Origin of the sequence: Acinetobacter sp. Marseille-Q1618 (assembly GCF_902809855.1) — a bacterium.
GTDB lineage: Bacteria > Pseudomonadota > Gammaproteobacteria > Pseudomonadales > Moraxellaceae > Acinetobacter.
The window spans coordinates 1,341,849-1,364,374 of the sequence record NZ_CADDWJ010000002.1; the positions used below are offsets into that span (position 1 = coordinate 1,341,849).

16 protein-coding genes are annotated in these 22,526 nt (G+C 36.9%); 7 read left to right on the top strand and 9 right to left on the bottom strand.

What is annotated here, in order from left to right; all coding sequences use genetic code 11:
• Window positions 1-89 precede the first annotated feature (89 nt).
• The 3 genes from znuD to HUS24_RS13615 all read left to right on the top strand — a co-directional run bounded on the left by znuD (window position 90) and on the right by HUS24_RS13615 (window position 4,719).
• Window positions 90-2,237, top strand: a complete 2,148-nt coding sequence (gene znuD / locus HUS24_RS13605) for a zinc piracy TonB-dependent receptor ZnuD (RefSeq protein WP_173912461.1) — start codon at window positions 90-92, stop codon at window positions 2,235-2,237.
• An 82-nt stretch (window positions 2,238-2,319) separates the two neighbouring features.
• Window positions 2,320-3,783: a phospholipase D family protein gene (locus HUS24_RS13610; RefSeq protein ID WP_173912462.1), complete on the top strand. Its 1,464-nt coding sequence runs from the start codon at window positions 2,320-2,322 to the stop codon at window positions 3,781-3,783.
• A gap of 96 nt (window positions 3,784-3,879) precedes the next feature.
• On the top strand, window positions 3,880-4,719 hold the full coding sequence (locus HUS24_RS13615; RefSeq protein WP_173912463.1) for a hypothetical protein: 840 nt from the start codon (window positions 3,880-3,882) through the stop codon (window positions 4,717-4,719).
• 81 nt (window positions 4,720-4,800) lie between these two features.
• Here HUS24_RS13615 and HUS24_RS13620 read toward each other — a convergent pair whose 3' ends face one another.
• Window positions 4,801-5,250, bottom strand: a complete 450-nt coding sequence (locus tag HUS24_RS13620; RefSeq protein ID WP_173912464.1) for a hypothetical protein — start codon at window positions 5,248-5,250, stop codon at window positions 4,801-4,803.
• Between the two features lie 172 nt (window positions 5,251-5,422).
• Between HUS24_RS13620 and HUS24_RS13625 the strand changes: the two genes are divergently transcribed.
• On the top strand, window positions 5,423-5,905 hold the full coding sequence (locus HUS24_RS13625) for an RcnB family protein (protein WP_173912465.1): 483 nt from the start codon (window positions 5,423-5,425) through the stop codon (window positions 5,903-5,905).
• 54 nt (window positions 5,906-5,959) lie between these two features.
• Here HUS24_RS13625 and HUS24_RS13630 read toward each other — a convergent pair whose 3' ends face one another.
• A complete protein-coding gene (locus HUS24_RS13630; protein WP_173912466.1) occupies window positions 5,960-6,454 on the bottom strand; it encodes a phosphate-starvation-inducible protein PsiE in 495 nt (164 codons plus the stop codon).
• A 244-nt stretch (window positions 6,455-6,698) separates the two neighbouring features.
• Between HUS24_RS13630 and HUS24_RS13635 the strand changes: the two genes are divergently transcribed.
• The 3 genes from HUS24_RS13635 to HUS24_RS13645 all read left to right on the top strand — a co-directional run bounded on the left by HUS24_RS13635 (window position 6,699) and on the right by HUS24_RS13645 (window position 9,363).
• On the top strand, window positions 6,699-7,493 hold the full coding sequence (locus tag HUS24_RS13635; protein ID WP_173912467.1) for a thioesterase family protein: 795 nt from the start codon (window positions 6,699-6,701) through the stop codon (window positions 7,491-7,493).
• Between the two features lie 159 nt (window positions 7,494-7,652).
• Window positions 7,653-8,411 carry a hypothetical protein gene (locus HUS24_RS13640; protein ID WP_254433870.1) on the top strand — a complete coding sequence of 253 codons (759 nt, stop codon included), beginning with the start codon at window positions 7,653-7,655 and terminating at the stop codon, window positions 8,409-8,411.
• A 190-nt stretch (window positions 8,412-8,601) separates the two neighbouring features.
• Window positions 8,602-9,363, top strand: a complete 762-nt coding sequence (locus tag HUS24_RS13645; RefSeq protein WP_173912468.1) for a hypothetical protein — start codon at window positions 8,602-8,604, stop codon at window positions 9,361-9,363.
• Between the two features lie 130 nt (window positions 9,364-9,493).
• Here the strand turns inward: HUS24_RS13645 and HUS24_RS13650 are convergent, their stop codons facing one another.
• The 7 genes from HUS24_RS13650 to HUS24_RS13680 all read right to left on the bottom strand — a co-directional run bounded on the left by HUS24_RS13650 (window position 9,494) and on the right by HUS24_RS13680 (window position 22,408).
• Window positions 9,494-13,090 (bottom strand): AAA family ATPase, encoded by a 3,597-nt coding sequence (locus tag HUS24_RS13650; protein WP_173912469.1) that lies wholly within the window; start codon window positions 13,088-13,090, stop codon window positions 9,494-9,496.
• 9 nt (window positions 13,091-13,099) lie between these two features.
• On the bottom strand, window positions 13,100-14,353 hold the full coding sequence (locus tag HUS24_RS13655; RefSeq protein WP_173912470.1) for an exonuclease SbcCD subunit D: 1,254 nt from the start codon (window positions 14,351-14,353) through the stop codon (window positions 13,100-13,102).
• Between the two features lie 403 nt (window positions 14,354-14,756).
• Window positions 14,757-15,515 carry an NUDIX domain-containing protein gene (locus HUS24_RS13660; RefSeq protein WP_173912471.1) on the bottom strand — a complete coding sequence of 253 codons (759 nt, stop codon included), beginning with the start codon at window positions 15,513-15,515 and terminating at the stop codon, window positions 14,757-14,759.
• 211 nt (window positions 15,516-15,726) lie between these two features.
• The gene (locus HUS24_RS13665; protein ID WP_173912472.1) at window positions 15,727-17,229 is read right to left on the bottom strand and encodes a nicotinate phosphoribosyltransferase; all 1,503 of its coding nucleotides are present in this window, start codon (window positions 17,227-17,229) and stop codon (window positions 15,727-15,729) included.
• A gap of 22 nt (window positions 17,230-17,251) precedes the next feature.
• On the bottom strand, window positions 17,252-18,139 hold the full coding sequence (locus tag HUS24_RS13670; RefSeq protein ID WP_173912473.1) for a phosphoribosyltransferase family protein: 888 nt from the start codon (window positions 18,137-18,139) through the stop codon (window positions 17,252-17,254).
• 234 nt (window positions 18,140-18,373) lie between these two features.
• Window positions 18,374-19,168, bottom strand: coding sequence for a tetratricopeptide repeat protein (locus HUS24_RS13675; RefSeq protein WP_173912474.1), 795 nt, complete (start codon window positions 19,166-19,168; stop codon window positions 18,374-18,376).
• 300 nt (window positions 19,169-19,468) lie between these two features.
• Window positions 19,469-22,408 carry a VIT domain-containing protein gene (locus tag HUS24_RS13680; RefSeq protein WP_173912475.1) on the bottom strand — a complete coding sequence of 980 codons (2,940 nt, stop codon included), beginning with the start codon at window positions 22,406-22,408 and terminating at the stop codon, window positions 19,469-19,471.
• Window positions 22,409-22,526: the final 118 nt, after the last annotated feature.

Genomic DNA, 22,526 nt, shown 5'->3' on the forward strand with positions numbered 1-22,526 from the left:
TTAAGTAAATCAAATGTTTTTTATTGCAAATATGTTGTAATGTTATATTATAACGATAATTTAAAAAATGATGCTTTGCGAGCGATCACATGTCTTTTTCAAAACATATTTTGGCACTTTCAATTACAGCCGCTTTTGCAGGTTCGGTGTGGGCGGATGATACTTCTCAACCTATTCAAAACAACCAAAGTAGCAAAGGTGAAGTACAACAATTAGAAGCAGTTACCTTTACAGCTCATCCTTTGGAACAAAGTACGCAAGATTTTGGGGTTGCCGATCAAACAGTGAATCGTGCACATTTACAACAAAGTGGTTCAACACTTGGTGAAGCGCTCAAACAAGAACTAGGTGTGTATTCAAATAGCTTTGGTGCAGGTTCGAGTCGTCCTGTAATTCGTGGGCAAGAAGGCGCACGAGTGAAAGTAACACAAAATGCAACGGAAACTATTGATGTTTCAAGTCTATCTCCTGACCATGCCGTAACCGTTGATCCTCAACTTGCAGAAAAAATTGATATTATTCGTGGTCCATCGACTTTACTTTATGGCGCAGGTTCGGTGGGTGGTTTGGTGAATGTCACGGATTCAAAAATTCCAAGTAAAATGCCTGTAAATGGGCAAGAAGGGCATGTTGGGGTACGTTATAACTCTGGCAATGATGAAAAACTAGCAAATGCTGGTGTAACTGTTGGCTTAGGTTCAAATGTTGCTTTACGTGTAGAAGGCTTAACTCGTGAAGCCAATGATTATATTTCACCAAATTATTTTCATGAGCACGAAGACGGTGACTTTGAAAAAGAACGACGTGTAGGCAATACCTTTGCTGAGTCCGACAATGTTAATGTTGGTTTGTCTTGGATCGGGGAGCGTGGTTTTGCAGGCGTTTCCTATAGTAATCGTAAAGATAAATACGGTTTACCTGGACATAGCCATGAATATGAAGCATGCCATTTACATGACTTAAAATTACATTGTGAACCGCACGAAGAAGAAGACCACGATCATGAGCATGAAGATGAACATGGCCATGATCACGGACATAGTCATGGACACGGCCATGATGAGCATGATCACGAGCATGGTGCTGGGCCGTGGATTGATTTAAAATCAGAACGCTATGATTTTCGTTCAGAGTTAAAAGATCCATTTGCAGGCTTTAAAAAACTACGTGCCCAAGCTAGTTATACCGATTATCAGCATGATGAAATTGAAGGTGATGAAGCGATGACCACTTTCAAAAGTAAAGGTTATGATGGGCGTATTGAATTAGTACACAATCCTTTGGCGCAATGGGAAGGTGTATGGGGCGTACAAGCCAGCCAACAAAAATTAGATATTACTGGTGAAGAAGCACTTTTTGCACCCAATAAAACCCAAAAATATAGTTTATTTGGTTTAGAACATCGTCAATTTGGCGATGTACATGTGGAGTTAGGTACTCGCTTTGATCATCAAAAAATAGAGATTGATTCAACGCAAAAAGACTATGATGGCAATGCATTCTCGGTATCGGGTGCTGCAAATTGGGAGTTTATTCCTGATTACACCTTGTCATTGTCTGCATCACATCAGCAACGTCTGCCTTCAGCACAAGAGCTATATTCGCATGGTGGACATTTTGCGACCAATACCTATGAATTGGGCGATGAGAACTTAGATAAAGAAAAATCGAATAATGTCGAGTTAGGGCTACACTATGAGGGCGATAAACTAAGCTATCACGTTCATTTGTATCATAATTGGTTTGATAACTACATTTATGCCCGTACTTTAGACCAGTATAAAAACTTCCGTTTGATCCAATATAGCCAAGATGAAGCAAAATTCTATGGTACAGAAGCGGCAATTGCGTATCAGTTCAACGATGTTTATAACGCAAGTTTATTTGGTGATTATGTACGTGGCAAAATCGACAATGAAAATGCCCCACGCGTTCCAGCAGGGCGTTTAGGGACACGTGTGACAGCTAACTTCGACGATAATTGGTCAGGTTCAGCAGAATATTCTCATGTATTTAATCAAGATAAATTTGCAGCCTATGAGAAAGAAACCAAAGGCTATAACATGGTCAATGTCGGTGTTGCTTATAGATACCCACTTGCCAACAAACAAGAAGCCAAAGTTTATTTAAATGCCAACAATTTACTGGATGAAACAGTTTATGAACATAGTTCATTCCTGTCGAATATTCCACAGATTGGACGTAACTTTGTGGTTGGGATTGATTATAAATTCTAAAAATTTCAATCATTCACCAAACCATCATTGAAAAATAAAGCAATTCAACCTAGTCTGCTTATAACAGACTAGGTTTTTTAATATGCGTATCTTTCATAAAATTCACAGTAAGTTGAATTGGTCAAAACGACGTTATTTAGGTTTAATTTTTACAGTATTGATTTTAGGATATTTATCCTCTGCGATCTATCACACGGTTAAACCTATACCACAAGGGCTGAATTTTACAGGTCCTTTGCGCCACGCTGACGTGAAATTTATTGCCGATCAAACCTATATGGATGTGCAAGGTAGACAACACTTAGATCATCATATTTTTGATGAAATTTTAAATCTAATCAAACAAGCCAAAACCACGATTGTGGTCGATATGTTTTTATTTAACCAAGAAATTGGTGATTCAAAACTTCAACATCGCGCATTGACGCATCAACTCACAGAAGCCTTGATTAATCAGAAAGTGGTTAATCCTGCCTTAGAAATTAAATTTATTACTGACCCAATCAACTCTGTTTATGGCGGGATTGCCCCTGAACAATACCGAAAATTACGTCAAGCAGGCATTGAGGTGATTGAAACAAATTTAACACCTTTGCGTGCTTCTAATCCGACATGGTCAGGTTTTTGGTATTTATGTTGTCAAGATATCGGTAATAATGCTGAAAAAGGCTGGCTGAGCAATCCTTTTGGCAAAGAGCCGATTACCATTCGTAGTTATTTAAACTTATTTAACTTCAAAGCCAATCATCGTAAAACCATTGTGGTAGATACAGATGAAGGCTGGAAAACAATTGTCACTTCGGCAAACCCACATGATGGTAGTTCTAGACATTCTAATGTTGCGCTGATGGTTAATGGAGCGATTGCCACAGATGTCCTAAAGTCAGAACAACCTGTTGCCCAAATGTCAGGTGGGGATACACCTTTTGTGGTGATTGGAAAATTGCCTGAAAATCGTAATAACCCACAAGTGCAAGTGCTGACGGAACAGGCGATTTATGATGCAGTTTTAAAAATGCTGAAAACTGCAAAAGCCGATGATCAAATCGACTTGGCAATGTTTTATTTATCCGAACGTAAGATCATAAAAGAACTAATTGCTGCGAAACAACGTGGCGCAAAGTTACGGATTTTACTTGATCCGAATAAAGATGCTTTTGGACGTCAGAAAAATGGTATTCCAAACCGTCAAGTTGCATCAGAATTAAATGATGCGGGTATTGATGTGCGCTGGTGCAATACCCAAGGTGAACAATGTCATAGTAAGATGTTGATGAAACACAACGCTCAATCGGCTGAAATGATTTTAGGCTCAGCCAATTTCACTGCGCGTAATTTAAAAAATTATAATTTAGAAACCAATTTAAGGGTACTTGGAAATCCACAGCAGCAAGTTTTTATTGACGCTGAACACTATTTTAATACGGCATGGTCAAACTTGAATGGTCGTCATATGAGTGTGGATTATTCAAAATATGCGGATGAGTCAAAATTAAAATACGGTGTGTATCGCTTTATGGAGTGGAGTGGACTTTCAACATTCTGATTTAATTTATGAAATTTGTAATTATGCGCTGAATATTTTTGTGTTCAGTGCATAATTGCTGCTCAAAATAATTTAATTAAAAATTTGAGCCTAAATATGCAAAAAGTTATGCAAAACTATAAACTTTCTAAAAAATTTAAAACGTCATTTTTAACATCGATTCTTGCTATAGGGATATGTATTTCTCCTTTTGCTTTTGCCGAAAATCCTTTAGTCACCCAAGCCAAAGAATTGCAAACTGGCAGTGAAAAAATAGGCATTGATCATCGAAAAGCGATTGCATTACTCAAAAAAGCGTCTGATGAAGGCGATGCTGAGGCGATGTATTTATTGAGCCAGTATTATTCAGGTCATTATGAAACTGACTATTTGCCCCCCGATACGGCACTATATGATCAAATTTTATTTTCATCCGCAAAACTAAGTAATTACTCAGCTATGCGAGAAATTTTCTTTCAATATTATGCAGATAAGCTAAATTATGGAAAATCAAACTTGGTGGATAAAATCAAGATATTGAAACCTATTGTTAAAAAAGATGCGGAATCTAAACCAGAAGCAATGACAATGATGGCATTTATTTATTCCAATGAATTAGCTCCAAATTCTGATTTTCAGGCATGTCAGTGGGCATATCGAGCATTTCAAGCAGGAGATAAGTTTGGAACATATGCTTTTGAATCACTGATTTGTAACAGTACACTCTTAAAAAAACTGAATGCACCTTCTGCAACACAATTGAAAGCTGAGTTTGATCAATATCTTAATGCGCAATTAGTCGCATTAAAGAAAAAGTCAGATCAGGGAAGTATTTTAGCAAAGTTGAAAATATTAGATTATTATCAAATGTATGTTATTTCAGATGTATTTAGCGCAAAAGAGATAGATAAAATAAAAAAGCAAATAGAAGTGTTTAAACAAAAACAAACAAAATAAGACCTTTCCGTTAAATAACAGCAAGCCAAGATATCTCTTGGCTTTTCAGTTATATTCGGTTTTTTAAATTATATTAAAATATCACTGCGGATTCGGTGGCACTATTTTATCCAAGTCTTTATCCGTCATTTTATCAAGTTCATGCAAGTCAGTTTTAATTTTCCACTGACTTTCATCTTCAACAGGTTGCGGTAAACGTGCCTCTAACCAATCACATACCACATCTGGTGGAAAATCAGCATGATTACACTGAATCACCCACGCTAAAAATTGCTTCGCTTCACCATTCATATACGGTGGTGGAGAAATTGGCAAAAACTGGGTAGGTAGACGTTCATTTTTAGAAATATAGTTTAAAACATGCCCCAATTCTTGCACTGTTTGCCATGCAAGCGGATGATCGATATTAATCTGAAACTTAAACCACCATGCAGACTTACCATCTGTACCATAACTGTCGATAAAAGCTTTTTGCACACTGGGTACTTTACAAAAAAATTGATGTAGACGGTCAAAACTTAGTTCAGCCACAGCACAGCATCCATCAGACGAAAACAAATATCTTAGCAGATTGCGCTTAAAATGGTGTGTTTGAAAGATAGCGGATATTCAAATGATATTTAATTTGCTTATAAAATATTCATTATTTATCTTCAATTGCGTATTAAAATAAAAACAACGGCATTTTGCTATGGAGGTTGAGATGAAACATTTACTGAGTCTGAATGTCATAGTCGGTATATTGGCGATGATGTCTACTTCTGTATTGGCTGATGCTAAAGATTGGGCAGGCTATGGGAGTGTGGAACGCCATCAACATCGTGTTCCTACAACCACTTATCAATACACAGATCAAAATGGTCTAACTAAAACCAAACAAATCCCAATTAGACCACCGCAAAACTCAGGTCAATGGGGACATTATCCAAGTTATCCTCATTACCCAAATCGACCTTATCCAGTATATCCACAGCAAAATGGCGTTACCATTATCTATCGACAACAACTGCCGACAACGAATATTTACCATTCTGAGAGTCATGGTTATGTAAATGGTAATGGAACAATAGAAAGTTCACAGTATATGTTAATCAGTGATTGGCGACGTTATGGGTTACCTGATCCTGAAGTGGGGATGCATTGGATATTTGAAAATGGACGATATCTACAAATACCCAATGATTAATCATATCTATTGTATTGTCTGATTTAGAAATTAAATCATGTGCCTATTAGCACTTTAAGCCAACTCATCATCTTCAGGTTTTGGCGTTTTACCATACGGTAATGGCTTATCATGATGTTTTTCCCGAATTACAGAAGGGAATTTCCATGAAGCAAAACGAACCACTAAAATAGAAATCGCCAAAATTAAAATAGAACCTGTCAAAATCACTTGATCGATATCTGCTTTATGATCATGTTGAATATCAGAGATGAGCAGACGAGTCAGTGCGGTAATGGCGATATAAATCAAAAAACGAACAGGCATATGATTGGTTTTAAAGTAGATTCCAACCATTGCACCAAGTTCGAGATAAATAAACAAAAGTAAAATGTCATCAATACTGGCATATTGTTTAACCGTTAAAATGTCGATAATGGTATGCACAGCCGACCAAGCGATCATACAACCAATAATAAACAGCGCAATATAATGAAAGGCTTCTACTGCAATATTGCCAAATTTGTCGAGGAGGTTTTCAATCTTTTCAATACGTGGGTCTTTGTTCATGGCATCCTCCATTGTCTAGGTTTTAAGTTATTAAAAACCATGCAAATTTCATGCACATGAAAGCTTTTTTAAGATCAAAAGAAAATTTTAAGAAAAATTTTTAAAGCTTGAGCAAAATACTGAACCATAGAGTTCAGTATTCTGCTGAAAATTGGACATTTCTGTTTAAATTGAGTACAAAAATATAATGATTTAACTTTATAAATTACTGGAATAATATTTTAATTAAGATACAGGGAAGAATATGTCGAGCTATTATCAATTAATACAGCGTACTGTAGATGAACAAGGTGTGGTCACAGCACATTATCAGTCGACCATACATGCACAAGGGGCTTGGAATGAACACGAGCAACACATGGCACCCGCTACAGGGATTATTTGTGCTGAATTAGAACAATTTTCTCCTCGAGATGATGTGCGGATTGGGCGTATCAGTTTAGATATTTTTGGGTTGATTGCTGCGGGTGAGTTTAGCATCCGAACAAAAGTGATTCGTGGTGGTAAAACCATAGAACTACTTGAGTCCGAAATGATTGCACAAGGAAAAGTTTGTATCGTGGCAAGAACTTGGCGCATGATGACCAATAACAGTAAAAATGTCGCAGGGCTAGAAGATCAAAATATTGGCACACCTGAAAACTTGCCGATTTGGCAAGAAATTCGTCAGTGGCCAGGGGGCTATATTCAATCTATAGAAGCACGCACAGAACAACGCTGCCAAGGTGCGGGCATTGTGTGGTTAAGTAATGTATTGGATATGGTTGAAGGTCAAGAAACCACAGACTTTGTCAAGCTTATGGGCATGGTCGATACTGCAAATGGTATTGTGGCAAGACAAAAGCCACCTTTTAAATGGGGCTTCCCAAACTTAGATTTACAAATTCATTTATATCGTTTGCCTCAAGGCAGATGGTTAGGTTTAGAAACGGTACAACAATATGGTGAAGATGGGATTGGCTTAACCAGTTCAGTATTACATGACTTGCAGGGACCATTTGGACGTAGTGAGCAAATTTTAACGTTACGACCGATGTAAAAATAGAATGTAAAGGTTTAATAAATGGGCAATATTGTGGTGAAATTTTAAACATTATCCTACAAATGACTACAAAGCTGTAGCGTTGGTGCAGTTTATACTGAGTTGAATAACTCTAATAACAGGATCATGCGATGAAATCACAATATTCTCTATCTTATTTCTATAAGCTTGCTTGCTGCGTGTTCCTCACAACCAGTAATACAAGGTAGTCAAGACAATGCTGCTGAGCCTTATGCGCCTGCGCCAATACACAGTGCAAAAACTTCAGCCATACAAGCAGAGAATATCAATCCTCAACGTGTCAGTGTAAGCCAACAATTAGGTACAAAATGGGGCGATGATGTTAGTTCTTATGTGCAGCAAGTGAACTTAAAAAGATTATCTAATCACCCCATTGATGAAACACAAGTACGCTATGCTGCTAAACAATTTTCAGGGCGCAGCATTAACAGTATTTCATTAGCGGCAGGTAAAATCAGTTTTTCAGTGTTGGATGATCGTGGTCAACATTTAGCATTATACCGTGAAGGGCAAAACTATTTTCTTTCGGGTAATGATGGACAAAGTTACCAGTTGCACTATCGCAACAGTAGTGCCCAAACCTTTGAGGTGGTGGCAAGTGTCGATGGTTTGGATGTCCTCGATGGTCGCCAAGCTTCTCGTCAAAAAAGTGGTTATGTACTCCGACCTTATAGTTCGATTTCGATTGAAGGATTTAGAAAAAGTCATGCTTCAGTTGCATCATTTACATTTAGTTCACCACAACAATCTTATGCAGCCAATAGCGCACAGGGTTCGATTAAAAATACAGGGATTATTGGTACTGTGATTTATGAGTTAAAAGCACCGAAGCATTATTCACCGCATCAGGATAAAGGATATGCAGCCGCACCAAATGCATTTCCAGCAGACTAAGTGATTTTTTTAGGCGTTGTATTTACATGGTGATATTTACATAAATGTAAAAAATAGCAATTGCTAAACTGAAATATACACAGGTATGCTGAATCCGATAATAATCTAAATGCCTTAAAATGACTGTTCAATTGAACTCAGCATCAATTTTGAAGAGTTGTTGAGTCGTATTTGAAAAAAGGTGATAAGAATGAAAATTATAAATTATTTTATCTGCTTGTTATTGTGTGTATTTCTTGCTGCTTGTAGTAAAAAACAATCACAAAATGATGTGCCCCATAACTCATCAACTACAGCCAGTGCAGATGCCGCTGCCGATGCTGCAAATAATGAAGTGGCGAGTGACGAGAAATTGGGAACTAAGTGGGGCGATGAAATCGACTCACAAGTGACCGAAGTGGATTTAAAACGTAAGTCAAATTCTCCGCTTGCAGAAACCCAAGTCCAATATGCCGATAAGCAATATCAAGGTAAACCAATTCAAGGTATATCTGTCGCAGGCGGGAAAATTAGTTTTACTATTATTGATGATCGTGGTGATACGATTCCTTTATATCGGGTCGGTTCAAACTATTATTTGGCTGGGCGAGAAGGACAAAGTTATCAACTGCATTATGAAAATAACACCAGTAAAACCTTTGAAATCGTGACCAGTGTAGATGGAATTGATGTCATCGATGGAAGTGCTGCTTCACGTAGTAACTCAGGTTATGTGCTACATGCGCATGACACATTAACCATCGAAGGTTTCCGTAAAAGTGCTGATGCAGTTGCTTCATTTACTTTTGGTAAACCTGAGGAATCCTATGCTGCAAATTCAGATAATGGTTCAATCGATAATGCAGGAGTGATCGGTACAGTTGTGTATGAACTTGAAGCACCTGAAGAAAACAAAAAACCAATCAATAAATATGCACCACCACCAAATGCTTTCCCAGCAGATAAAGATTAATCCAAAAATCCATAAGGTATTTTTTAGTCAATGAAAATACCTTTTTAATTCATTTAGATAAAAGAAAAATCCATGAAAAAATATTATAAAAGCAGATAGAAAACTCTACTTTTATAATTTTAAGTACCTATTAACTCACTACTTCAATGGTACTTGCACCCGCACCTAATGGTTTAACTTGAATTTGCACAGGAATTCGCTCATGCATTTCCTGAATATGGGAAATCAACACAACTTTACGTCCTTGATTTTGTAGTTGATCCAGTGCATTCATGACCATATGCAAAGATGAAGCATCCAAAGTACCAAAACCTTCATCAATAAACAGTGATTCAATTTTCATCGAACCTGACGCCATATTAGCAATAGCCAAAGAAAGGGCAAGGGCTGCTAGGAAAGACTCCCCGCCAGAAAGTGAAGCGACTGAACGGGTTTCGCCATCCATATCATGGTCAATAATCGCGAGACTTAAAGAGTTTTCCAAACGCTTTAAAGTATAACGCTGTGACAACATTGCCAATTGTTGATTGGCATGTTCAAGTAAAATATCAAGGTTAAATTGCTGTGCATAATCTCGGAATTTTTTACCCGTTGCATCACCCATCAAACCTGAAATTTTGCTCCAACGATGTTCTTCTTGTTGAACTTGTAAAATTTCATCTGCAAATTGTTTCTGCTTTTGCAAGTTACTTTGATGTTTTGCAAGATCAATTTTAATTTGATCACGAAGCTCAGATTGGGTTTTTAAGGATTCTGCATTCTCCAGCATTACTTGTTGTAATTGATTAAAATCAATTTCAGGCTGTTGCAAAGCGTGTTCAGCCAATTGTGCTTGAATGGTTTTTAATGCAGACTTTGCTTCATGCAGTAGGCGTTCAATATCTTGTAATTGCTGGCGAATTTGTTGTTCTTGCGCAGGACTGATTTGAGCCAATTCTGCTAAATCAGAAGCTTGAAAATCAGTATGAACATTCAACCAATTTTGAATCACACTGTTAACTTGGTTTAAACTATTTTGGCTTTGTTGTTGCTGCGCTTGTAACTGCTCTAAACGACTTTTTTGCTGTTCAAATTCGGTACGAGATTGATCAAACTTCTGCTTATGTTGTTGATATTGCAATTGAATTTGCTGACGTTTTTTATCATGTTCAGCTAACCATTCATTTGGTTTAACATCGCTTAATCCTGTCATGGCTAGAATTAACTGATTGGCTTTTTCTGTATTTTTTTGACCTTTCAGTTTAATGGTATTTAAATTTTCTTGCGTTTCAGCAATGTGTTTAGCTGCATTTTCTAAGTTTAATATGACCGAATGCAATTGCTGCGAGGTTTGGTCGAGTTGCAACTTTAACTGTGCTAATTGCTCTAATTGTTGTAATCGCAGCTCAAGTTGCTGATAGAGCTGTTGAGCTTGAATGGTGGTTTTTTGTTGCCATTGCAATTTTTCAGCATCTGTTAAACAAGCAACAATATGCGAAACGTGTTGCTGTAAGTTTTGCGCATTTTGCAATAAATGTTCAGCCTGCTGAACATCTTGTGTTAATTGCTGTTGCGCTTTTAGATGTAAAATGGATTGGCTAATTTGAGCTTCAAAATGCTGACAGTCCATTTGGTTTTGCTGACTGATTTCTTCAAAGTGCTTTGAAATTTCCGATTGTGTTTGGTCTAAATCTAAGTTTATTTGCGCAGTTTTGCATTGTTCTCGCAATATTTTTTCAGTTGCTTTTGTTTTCTCCACACTATTTTTTAGTGCAGTTTTGAATTGTTCTAACTCCGTATTGAGTTTGGTTTGTTGCTGTTGTTGTTGTTGCCAAATTTTTAAGGCTTCTTGTTCTTTGCTAAGTGCATGTTGTTGTTGCTGTTGTTGTAATTCAAATAGGGCTTTAGATACAACCGAATCATCCTTTTTATATGGGTGTGAAGTGCTACCACACACTAGACAAGGTTTACCTTCTGTAAGTTCTGCACGTAAATTTTCTACATTTTCAGCATGTAAAAGCCTTTGTTGCTGCAAAATCTCTTGAAGTTTTAGACGTGCATCTTTACTGGATTGAAATTCTTGTTCCGCAATGACGGTATTTTTTTCAACCTGTTGAAACTCAGTATTTGTAAGACTAAGTTTATTTTGGAGTTGTTGAGCCTCTTGTTGTAACTCAAACCATTGGTTTAATTTTTGTTGAATGACATTGAGTTGATTATGTTGATGAATTTTTAACTCACGTTGTTGTCGTGCTTGTTCCAGTTGTTTTTCTAGTTGATCAATCGTTCCAATTTGTGCAATGCGTTGCTTTAATTCTGCTTTTTGAAGATTAAGTCTATGTTCAGCATCTATGGTGCTACCAATCTGATTTTCAATAGTTTGATAATGCTGAATAAATTGTGATAATTGCTGTAAGTGAGCCGATAGCCCTTTATCTAAATCAGCAAAGTGTTGTGTAGCTAAAAGCTTCGTATTAACATGTTCTTGTTGTCGCTGAATCTGCTGAATCTGTTGTTCAAATTGTTGCTTTTGCTGAGTTAAAGGCTGTTGCGCTTGCTCTAAATCAAATAGTTTTTTCTTTACTTGATTAAATTCAGCGCCAATACGTTCACGTTCCGAATTGCAATCTCGCACCTGATGAATAGCGCTAAGATTTTTATTTTCAAAATCTTGGATTTCAGCAAGCGCTGTTTCTGATTGAAGGTATTGAGATTTTTGTGTTTCAAATGCGACTGTCAGTCCATTAAAAATTTGTTGCTGCTGTTGAAGCTGTGGCGCAAGCGTTTGTTGCGCTTTGACCAACTGTTGTTGTTGAAACACATTTGGACGAATTTCAGAAAATATTTCTAAACGATTTAGACGTTCACGTTCAGAGGTTAATTTGTGTTGCTCATTTAAATATTGATCAACACTACTTTGTTTTACAACAATCTCTTGATCAAACTTTTGTTTACGTTCAAACCATTGTTGTTGTTTTTCCAGTTGAGATTTTTTAGCTTCTAGTTTTTTATAATCGGTATCGATGTTTTGAAATCGGGTATTGAGTTCCGTCACTGCTTCATCAGATAGCACTTCGATATGCCCTAGCAAATTTTCAAGCTCTTTACGTTTAAGTGTGACAGCTTTAGTGCGTTCAAAAGCCAATTGACCGATCTTGGCAAAAATAGAAGAATTGGTTAAATATTCAAGTAATTCACCACGTTCATTGTCACGTGCTTTTAAAAATGCAGTGACTTCAGATTGTGCTAAAAGTACCGCACGCGTGAATTGTTCAAAACTCAATTGCGTGATTTTAAAAATGCTGGTATCAACGGCTTTGGCTTTGTCAGCAACGACCACCCCATCTGTGAGGCATTTTAGATAACGTTGCACATTTTGTAATTTACCATCGGCTTTTTCACGTGAACGTTTTAACTCCCAGCGAGCCAGATAATGTTTTTGATCTTGTGCGATAAAAGTGAGTTCCGCAAAACCATGAGCAGTGCCACGGCGTAAAACAGTTAAAGGTGAGTTCGTTAAAAGTTCTGAACCATCGACATCTTGTAGTTTGCCATCACTGTCTTTTAGACGTGGAATTTTGTTAAAAAGAGCAAGGCACATCGCATCTAAAATAGTGGACTTGCCTGCACCTGTTTTCCCAACAATCGCCACTAAACCTGCTGAGGCTAAAGGCTCAGATTCAAAATCAATGAAATGCTCACCCGAAAGAGATGCTAAGTTTTTTAAACGAATAGATAAAATTTTCATGACAAATTCTTAACCTTTATGCTCATCTTCAAGTGATTTTTCAGCTTCATGAACTAAACTTAAAAAGTCCTTGAGTACAGCATCATCATTGGCATAACCATTTTTTTCCCAAATTTGTTGAAAGAGTTTTTCAGGTGTTGGTGGTTCTAAGCTGACTTGAATTGTGTCATCTACATTTTTTTCTGCTGCGAAATACTGACGAGAAATACGCACTAAACGATAGCGATTTGCAGGCAATGCATCTTCGAATTGTTGTCTTAGATTCGGCTGTGGTGGAACAGTGGTATGGTACTCAATATCGATATATTCACGTTGATCAATCTCGGTAATTTCACCACTTTCTAAAGCTTTTAATTGATTAAAAACTTGGTTGAGTTCACCTTTGATTTTATGCAATCGTACACTGCGTGGAATAGCGATCGTGTCATATTGAAATCGAGATTCATCCGTTTTTGTTGGATCAATACTAACATCAACCACTTGATGTTTATAATTTATTTCACTAAAAGACAGTGGAATCGGTGAACCACTATAACGAATATGTGCCTGTCCCACTTTTTGCGGTTTATGTAAATGCCCAAGTGCAACATAGTCAATCACATCATCAAATAACGCCGTAGAAAGTGCTTCTTCATTACCAATAATAATCGGACGTTCAGAGTCAGAGGTTTCGCCACCTTGCATATGGGCATGTGACATTAAAATCAGTGCTTGATCATCTGTTTTGCGTTGTTTAGCTGCTGCAATGAGTTGTTGATGTAAATAGGCAATGGCATTTTGACTGTTGGTGGTTTGTTCATTAAACCCTGTAATTTCCGCAGGGCGTAAAAAGGGTAGTGTCAAACACCAAGCCACGATGTTTTTATTTTCATCATAAATTGGAACGAGTAAACGATCTAAATCAATATCACCTTCAGCATTTTTATGAATCACACCAACTGTTTTTGCATTATATTTTTCAAGTAAAGGTTCAACTTGTTCGATGCGATAACCAGAATCATGATTGCCTGCAATCATTAAGGTTTGCATATGCGGTGCAAGTGCATGCGCATCTGCGAGAAATTGATAAAGTTGTTTTTGAGCACTGGATGCAGGGTTGATCACATCGAAAATATCTCCAGCGATCAGCAGTGCATGTGGCTGTTTTACTTTAATTTGTTCGAGTAACCATACGAGGAATTGTTCATGTTCGTATTGACGAGAATGGTTGTAGAAAAATTGTCCTAAATGCCAATCCGAAGTATGAAAAAAGCGTACAGTCATGTGAACTCAAACAGGAAAAATAGCCACAATAACCTTAGCATATTTTAGAGTGAAACAATGCCCGAATTGCGCTTTACATATTTGAAGCACATTAAATTTATAAACAATCATCAATCAACGAGTACTTGATTTACTTAACGATACTGAGATTTCATTTTCCTTAAAGCATTGAGAAGATAATATTGGCGTTCATCGTTTAAAGACTCATCAAAGGTAATTGAGCTTTTTCCTTCCATTACAATCGCTTATTGGTCATAACGTTGAAAAATTTCCAGCCAAAAACTTGGCTATAAAAGTTTAATTCTCTTACAAGGTTGGAGGATTGGATTTCAAAGTAGGTGAGGGCAGTTATTGTTCCTGCTTGAAACGTGAACATAGTTTCGAGTTAAATTTTTAAAATGAATTACTTACTATTTTCCCTCGGATACTCCAAAATTCTTGGAAAGTGAAAGTCAAAACTATCTTGTGCATATCTATAGAGTTGAGCAGGGCGTTTACCCGCAATTTTTGATTGATCTGTTTCCTCAACCGCACCCGCTTCTATCATCCGGCGTCTAAACGATTTCTTTTCTAAACTTTGTCCTAAAATAATTTCATAAATCTGCTGTAACTCAGTTAGTGTAAAAAGTTCAGGCATTAAACTCACAGGCAAGGCAGTATAACGTGCCTTGCTACTTAAACGCTCAATAGCTAAGTCTAAAAGCTGTAAATGATCAAATGCTAAATCCAGTTTTTTTGCATCTGCGATGGATACCCATTCACTATATTCAGTTGTATTTTGTTCGGTTTGTTCAGTTGCAATACGCTGAAACGCTTTAAAATCAATCAGTGCAAAATATAAAGCAGTTACTGCCCAACCACGAGGGTCACGTGTTGCATTGCCTATAGTGGCAACTTGCTCCAAATGTGGCGATTTTAAACCAGTTTTTTCAACCAATTTACGATGAGTAGATGCCATCAAATCGGTATCTTTTGATAAATCAATAAAACCACCAGGCAACGCCCATTTGTCTTTTTGTGGGAAATTAGAACGCTTAATCAGTAAAACTTGAAGTTGACCAGCATCTACAGAAAAAATAGCCATATCTACTGTGAATAAAGGCGCATCAAACTCTTTTTTATTGTAATGGGATAAAAATTCTTGTTCTGAAGAAAATGTCACGTTCTGGCTCGCTTTATTTTATGAAAATGAAAGGGTAATTGGATTATTGCAGGCTATACGTTATTCGCCAAGTCCTTTCCAATCTGTTCATATATTCAGTTATAGTTTGCATAGATATTATGTTAAACCCTCTCTTTTAAAAAGAGAGGGTAGTTTCAATATAAGTCCAAGCATTGTTGAAAAATTATATAGAGATAAGGTCTAATTTAACTTACTTTGACAATTCAGCATTCAATCTCTCCCGAATCTCAGTCAAACAACATTCACGTAATAGTCGACCATTCTCAAATACAGTTTTTAATTCACCGTACTGCTCCTGTTCTATTGTTTGTTGATCAAACAACTCAAACCCATTTTTAGTTTTCTCAACACGGAGCAAGCCTTTGGCTGATTTTTTAGTCCCTGAATCGGTTGCAGGGTCTTTAAATAATTCACGAGCCACACCATTGACTTGTCCCCAAGTCGCTTTGACCGCAAAGCCAAAAGTATCACGAGTCATGTAGTTATAAGTATAACTACCGATACCAAAAACCAAATTGTTAGATGCAAAACCTTTCGCTTCTAAGCCTTGTAAAATTCTTAGTGCGCGGTCTAAAGTAATTGAATCACCATAAATTAAGCCGACACGCTCATTCAAAACCTTATAGCCTTTTTCTGTAATCGTCCCACCAAAGATTTCCCATAAACATTCAACGGCACCTTTAAAAGCAGGGCTACCAATTTCCGCGTCAGCGTCACCACAAATGATTTTTACGGGATCGCCAGAGTCTGGACGAAACACTAATTTTGCTAAGCCCAAAGCATTTGGCTGACGTGCTAAGATTTCAGCTTTGAGTTCAACGCTAAACTCCGTAATCACTCGCCAAAAATCCCATGTATCCGATACGATACTGACTACACCAGATGGATAAAGTTCAGTGATTAATCGTCTAAATGTATCAATTTCACGTTCTTCGCTGCCCATACACATGACACTATGCTCAGTCGCAGGGACGGATACACCTACGATACCCTCAGCATTGTAATATTCTTCAGCATAATCAATGGCTGACACGGCATCTGTACCAATAAAACTAGTAAGATGCCCCACACCATTTTGGCTTGCATCATAAATGCCACTCATGCCACGACTACTAAAATCATGTCCTTGTATAGAAACAAAATCGAGTGGTGCACCAGTTTTTATAGCATATTCAGTGAGTAGACGTTTGTACTCAAAAGCAATGCTGGCTGTAGTGCAACTTTTCCAAAGTTCTGCACTTAATACTGTTTCTAAATAATTGGTGAGCCAGAAAAATTCAGGCAAAGTATTTACAATGGTCAAAACAGGTACACGCATATTGACACGATTGCCTTCTTCTAAGGCTTTTATTTTAATTGGTAAATAGCCCAAGTCATGCAACGCTTCAATGTGATCAACTGGAATTGCACCATCACCCAATGCTGTATCCATACGACGCTTATAGGCTGAAACGACTTTGGCTTTGTCTTGCTGAAAAAAGCCATCATTCCATGTATCTATTAAAAAGTGTTTAATAAACCCTTGTAAGCCAAAGAATACGATTTTATCATCAAAGTCAGGCAGCATTTTTGCCAAACGAGATGAACGCGGTGTAAAGTTGGCATAGACATATTCTGTACCCGCAGGGTATTGGCGTCTGTGATCTGCTTTATAAAAGTCTATTGCATTTAATGGGTTGATTCTCAAGCTCATTTTTATTCTCCAACGTTTTTAATTATTTGTGTGTACTAAAGTCAATAACAGTAAGTTTTTCATTTACAGTTTGTTCAATGCTATTGGTGGTAAAAATTTGATCGACCAATCCTTCAAAAAGCTGAAAACCTTTACTGAAAATGCCATGTGTCACATATAAAACCACATGTTCACATTTCAACTTTTTTAATTCTTCGGCAATGCCTTTAAATGTTGCACCTCCATCACAAATATCATCAGTAATCACCGCAACTTTGCCGCTTAAATCTGTCGCATTAACATGAGCGTTGATGATTTTTCCCGTTTCAGGATGACGTTTTTTATCACAATAAATGATTTCAATGTCATTCGTTCTTAGGCGATTTATTGCCTGAGCAATATAATTTGTACGTTGTTTTGCACCCGCATCAGGGCAGATTAGTACGCTATTGTCTGTTGTTAAAATTTTAGTTAATTCATTACATTGCAGAATAATAGTGCTGGGTTGCACATTTTCAATGTTTAAAAAGCAGGTATTTTCATGCAGTAGTTTTTCAGTCACAGCACTATGAGCATCCCAAACTGTGATTGACTTACGTTGTTGCGGAAATTGTTCAGCATTGATGTTGAGCAGCTTACTCATGATGTCAAGCGAAAATGCCTGACCTACCGCACAGATACGATCTTGGCGTGCATAAGGAAAGTAGGGGATTTCTAAATCAATGCTTATACCTTGATTTAATAAAATATTTTCAACTAATAAATAATCCATTAAATCTTGGCTATTATTGATTTTTGCTTGTATTTGAACCTGTTCTGATAAGGTTTTTAAAATCTCTGTTGCAATATGTATGTGACGTTCACCACCTGCAAACTGCATACTTTTTATCGTGGTTAAATTATTGTTTACATCTTTAATTTGGATAGGCATTTTTAATACTCTTTAAAGTGGCTTATTGCCAATAAATATATAGTGTCATAAAGCCTATTAATATAGCAATTCTAATTTACAAAAATTAACACTGTTATCATGCGGACTAAGAAACAACTGAATTTAAATTTAGAATATTTTAATTATCAAAATGATATCTTGGTTTTTCTAATTTTAGAACCAGTATAAATAAAAATGGCGACATCAATGTCGCCACTCAAATGATCAGTAAAACTATTTTTTAGCTGGTGCTTTGGCTTGCTCAGCAATCATTTTATTGATCGCGTCTAATGATTCTTTTGCATTTGGAATATTTTCTTTGACCATTGCTTCATAGATCTTTTTCGCTTCTGGCAGGTTCTGTGCAATCACATCACCTTTTGCCATCATATTTGCGATAGCAACAAGTGCAGGAATATAGCCTTTTTGTGCTAAGCCCTGAATCGTGGTGATACCTTGCTGTAAGGATTTGGTATTTCTATTTTTTAAACCCTGTTTAATATCATATAAAGCTTTGTAATGTATGGCTTGCATATTACCCTTTTTAATTAAAGGATCTAGTTTTTGCAATGCCAATTGATCGGAAGCTGGTTTATCATCTGCAAAGAGTAAAAATGCATATTCAGTGGTTGCATCATCAAAACCTTGTTTAGATGATTTTTCTAAATATTGACGAGCTTTAGCTTGATCTTGTTTTACGCCCAACTCGCCTGTTTGATAGGCTTTGGCAAGTGCATAACTGGCAACTGAATAACCTTTATCAGAAGACTGCTGATAGTATTGCAGCGCTTTCTTTTTATCTACAGGTGTACCTTGACCTGCTTGAGTGAGAAAAGCCAAGTTATATAAAGCTTGAGCATCACCTGTTTTAGCAAGGATTTCAAGTTCTTTATATGCAGCGTTATAATCTTTCTTTTGAATCAATTGTTCAACTTTAGCGAATTTTGGATCGACAGGAGCGGCTTGTGGTGCTGCAAATGCAGTTGCACAAGAAATGCTGAGTAAAGCAGAAAGTAGAATTTTTTTCATTAACACATAACCTTTTTAATCATTTCTTCCTGAAAGAAATTTTTTAGTTTTCAACGAATATAATCATAAGTGTTATAAAAATAGGAATAAAGGTTTATAGGTCGTGTTTTCTTTAATTTTTGTATGGGAATGTGAGTATCTGAAATTTTTTGCATTTAAATGCAATACACCAACTATTTGATATTTGCTTCAATTAAATATTTATTTTTACTCATTTATTTATGAACTTAAAAGTTTAATTCGGCATAACTCACCTGAAAAAGCTCATTTTCAGATGAGTTGTAACTTCATAATGGCTTCTTAATTTACAGTAAATTTACCAATTAAAACCGCACCATCTTCACCTGTTTGTAGCCTTTCTTTGGTCATTTTTACGCGTAAAATTTCTTCACTTTGTTTGTTCGTGCCCCAATGGCGAATTAATCGCACGAAAGCGGTTGTTGGCCCTGTCACAATCTGCTGACGATCACCGTAATAATGCGCTTTTATACGATATTCACCTTTCATAGGTTGCTTGAGCCAGAATGCTTCTGGACCATATCCCCCTGTAAAGTCATTGGAAATTTTACCGCCTTGTACACTGTTACGATGTGCATAAAAGGTTTTTTCATTATTTGGATCAATCACCCATAAATCCATGTCAGAATTATCACTGTCCCATGTTAAAACCACTCGGATACCGACAGGCAGATTGCGGATTAACTTTTTATCTATGTCCTGAATAGCGGCACTATTCGGTGCTTGATGTATTATATTATTCAACTCATCTGTCGCAATGAGATGGATACCACCAAAACGTCGATCCCATTCATTGCTGACCACATGATACATCGTACGAATAGCATCATCATATTGTTTATTTTCCGCATATGCCAAGGCTAAATCACGCCAAGATTGTGGTTCTTCCTCTGCTATTTTCAGGACTTTTTGATAAATCACAATCGCATCTTGATACTGCTTTAATAACATCAATTGTTGTCCTAACAGGCGTAAGACATGACGATTTTCAAGATTCAATTCAGCAAGGTTAGAAATAACTAAAACCGCTTCATCATTTAAACCTTTTTGTCTGAATATTTCGGCAACAGTTAAGTAAAATGAAGGATTATTTAAGTTATTTGCACGTTCATCTAAATAGACTTGATAGGCGTATTGTTTGCTTGCTTTATCTAAGCGTGTCACATACGGTGCATCTTCTTTCCATGGCTGAATTTCAATTTTAATATTTTGATTTTCAATATTCTTTTTGCTTTGAGAAATACGAGAAGTTGTCGTTTCTGCAACTGCATCCGCAGCGTATTCAGCCGATGCTGCTTGTGGTGCAGGGGCTATAGGTGCAGGTGCAACAGGTTCGATCGGTGCAACTTCTACTACAGGTGCATTACGATTTAAACGTTGCTGTAGTTTTTCAACCAATGGCTGTTTAACTTTTTGTTTAGGAAAATCAGTTTCCCACCATTGTTGATGTGCTTGATATTCCTGAATACTTTGATTAAGGGCTTGTTGTTGCTTTTGTTGTAAGCTGTCTTTTTTCTGTTGAATACGTTGTTCGTATTCAGCTCTCAGGCTTGCTGGGGGAGTGATTTCATACTGCACATAGTCATCTAGATTTTCTAATACAATCAATGATGTATTTGGCGTGACAATATTAAAATCTTGTGCAATATTTTGAATTTGTTGTTGATTTAGGGATGCTTGCGGCAAAAGCTCGGCAACTTTTTGTTTTGCCCATAATGCTGCAATTTGTTGACTGTTCACACTATTTTTAAATGACATTTCAAGATTCTGAATTTGTGTACCATTTTGTAGTTTGAGTTTTAGTTTGGCTTGATCCCCGATCACAGATGAATATTTTCCGAAGATGCGAACTATGCCATTTTCAGGAAAGTAGGAAGGTACATATAATTCACTGACGCCAGTACCATCGACCTGAATTAAACGACTCTGATCATGAAGCAATGCATGTTGTGCTTGTTTAAATTCCATCGGATTGTGCCAAGATAGATATTGTCCCTGATTTTTTTCAGCGAGCTGGCGAAGTTGTTGTGTGTTTAATGTATTGGCGTTGCCCTGAATACTATATAAGCGCTGGTTTTGATTCAGTTGGATATTTTGCGAAGTCCCATAATTTTCTAAGCCGTCACTGAACAGTAAATATTCTTGAATATTTTTATTGTTTTTCCAGTTTGAAAGGTTGGTTGCGCCGTCATAAACCACATTTTCTAAATATTTTTTGAGCGTTGACCAGTCCCCATTCTTAATTTTAAAACTTTGTGGGGGCGATGTTCTATGACGCAATAATGTCAGCTCAACATCGGCATTTTGCACTTTTTGAAAATAATCATCCAGTAAAGCCAGCTCACTGTCTAGATCACGCTGTCGTGCAGACAGCGAGACATCCCATAAAATCCCAATACTTTGTGGAAGTTGTCGGGCTTGTGATATTGCATTTACAGGAATTTCCACATAGAAATAATCAGCGTTTTTAAAGTGTTGTGTAAAAAGCTGTGCTTGCTGGCTATTTGGAAGGTAAATATCAATGTGTTTGAGTGCGGTAAGTTTTGGATTTTTAAGCGTTGCACTATAGCTATTTTGCGCATTGTTTTTAAAACTGAGTTGGTCGCTTTGGGGCGCATTTTCGATACCTTTTATATTTACATCAAGCTGATAGCTTTCAACCTGATTGGCAAATTGTAAGGGTAAACGATATAGCTTTCCTTGCGCTGTATTAGATAACGTTTGTTGATAACGGATACGGACTGTTCGTGTCCCTTGTGCAGGAATTGGATAAACACGGAGTTTAAAATTATTGCCTTGAGTTTGTTCAAGCAGTGCTGGGTCTACATTACGTCGCTCTATTGCCTCAAATACTTGCTGACCTTTGGCTTTAGGTACGGGCACAGCATCACGCATTTCGCCATTGATGTCTAAAGCAAGTGCAGTAATTTGCTGTCCTTCTTGTAATGGAAATTCTAAATTTCCCTCAAGTGGGCGACTGTTGGGATTATACAATTGCATTTCCAAAGTCGTTTCAGCTAAACCATTGATGATTTCAACTTGGGTTTTTACATTTTTTAGCTGAATAGCCACTTCATTTTTTGCAGTGACGATCTGAATCGGACGAGGAATAATTTCCACAGGTGTGGTCGCAATACGTGGTTGTATGATTACATCTTTGGCAGTGGAAAACGTGAAAGGTGTCAGGCTTAACATCAAGCAGGTGATCAGATTCTTTTTCATAGTTGTAAGTTCTTAAAAATAAATATTTATGTGTGTTTATACAGTGTAATTGCTAAAGTAAATGTTGCGGTGAAGTGATTTTTACAAACGGATCAGTTTAATATATCCGAAAAAAGCT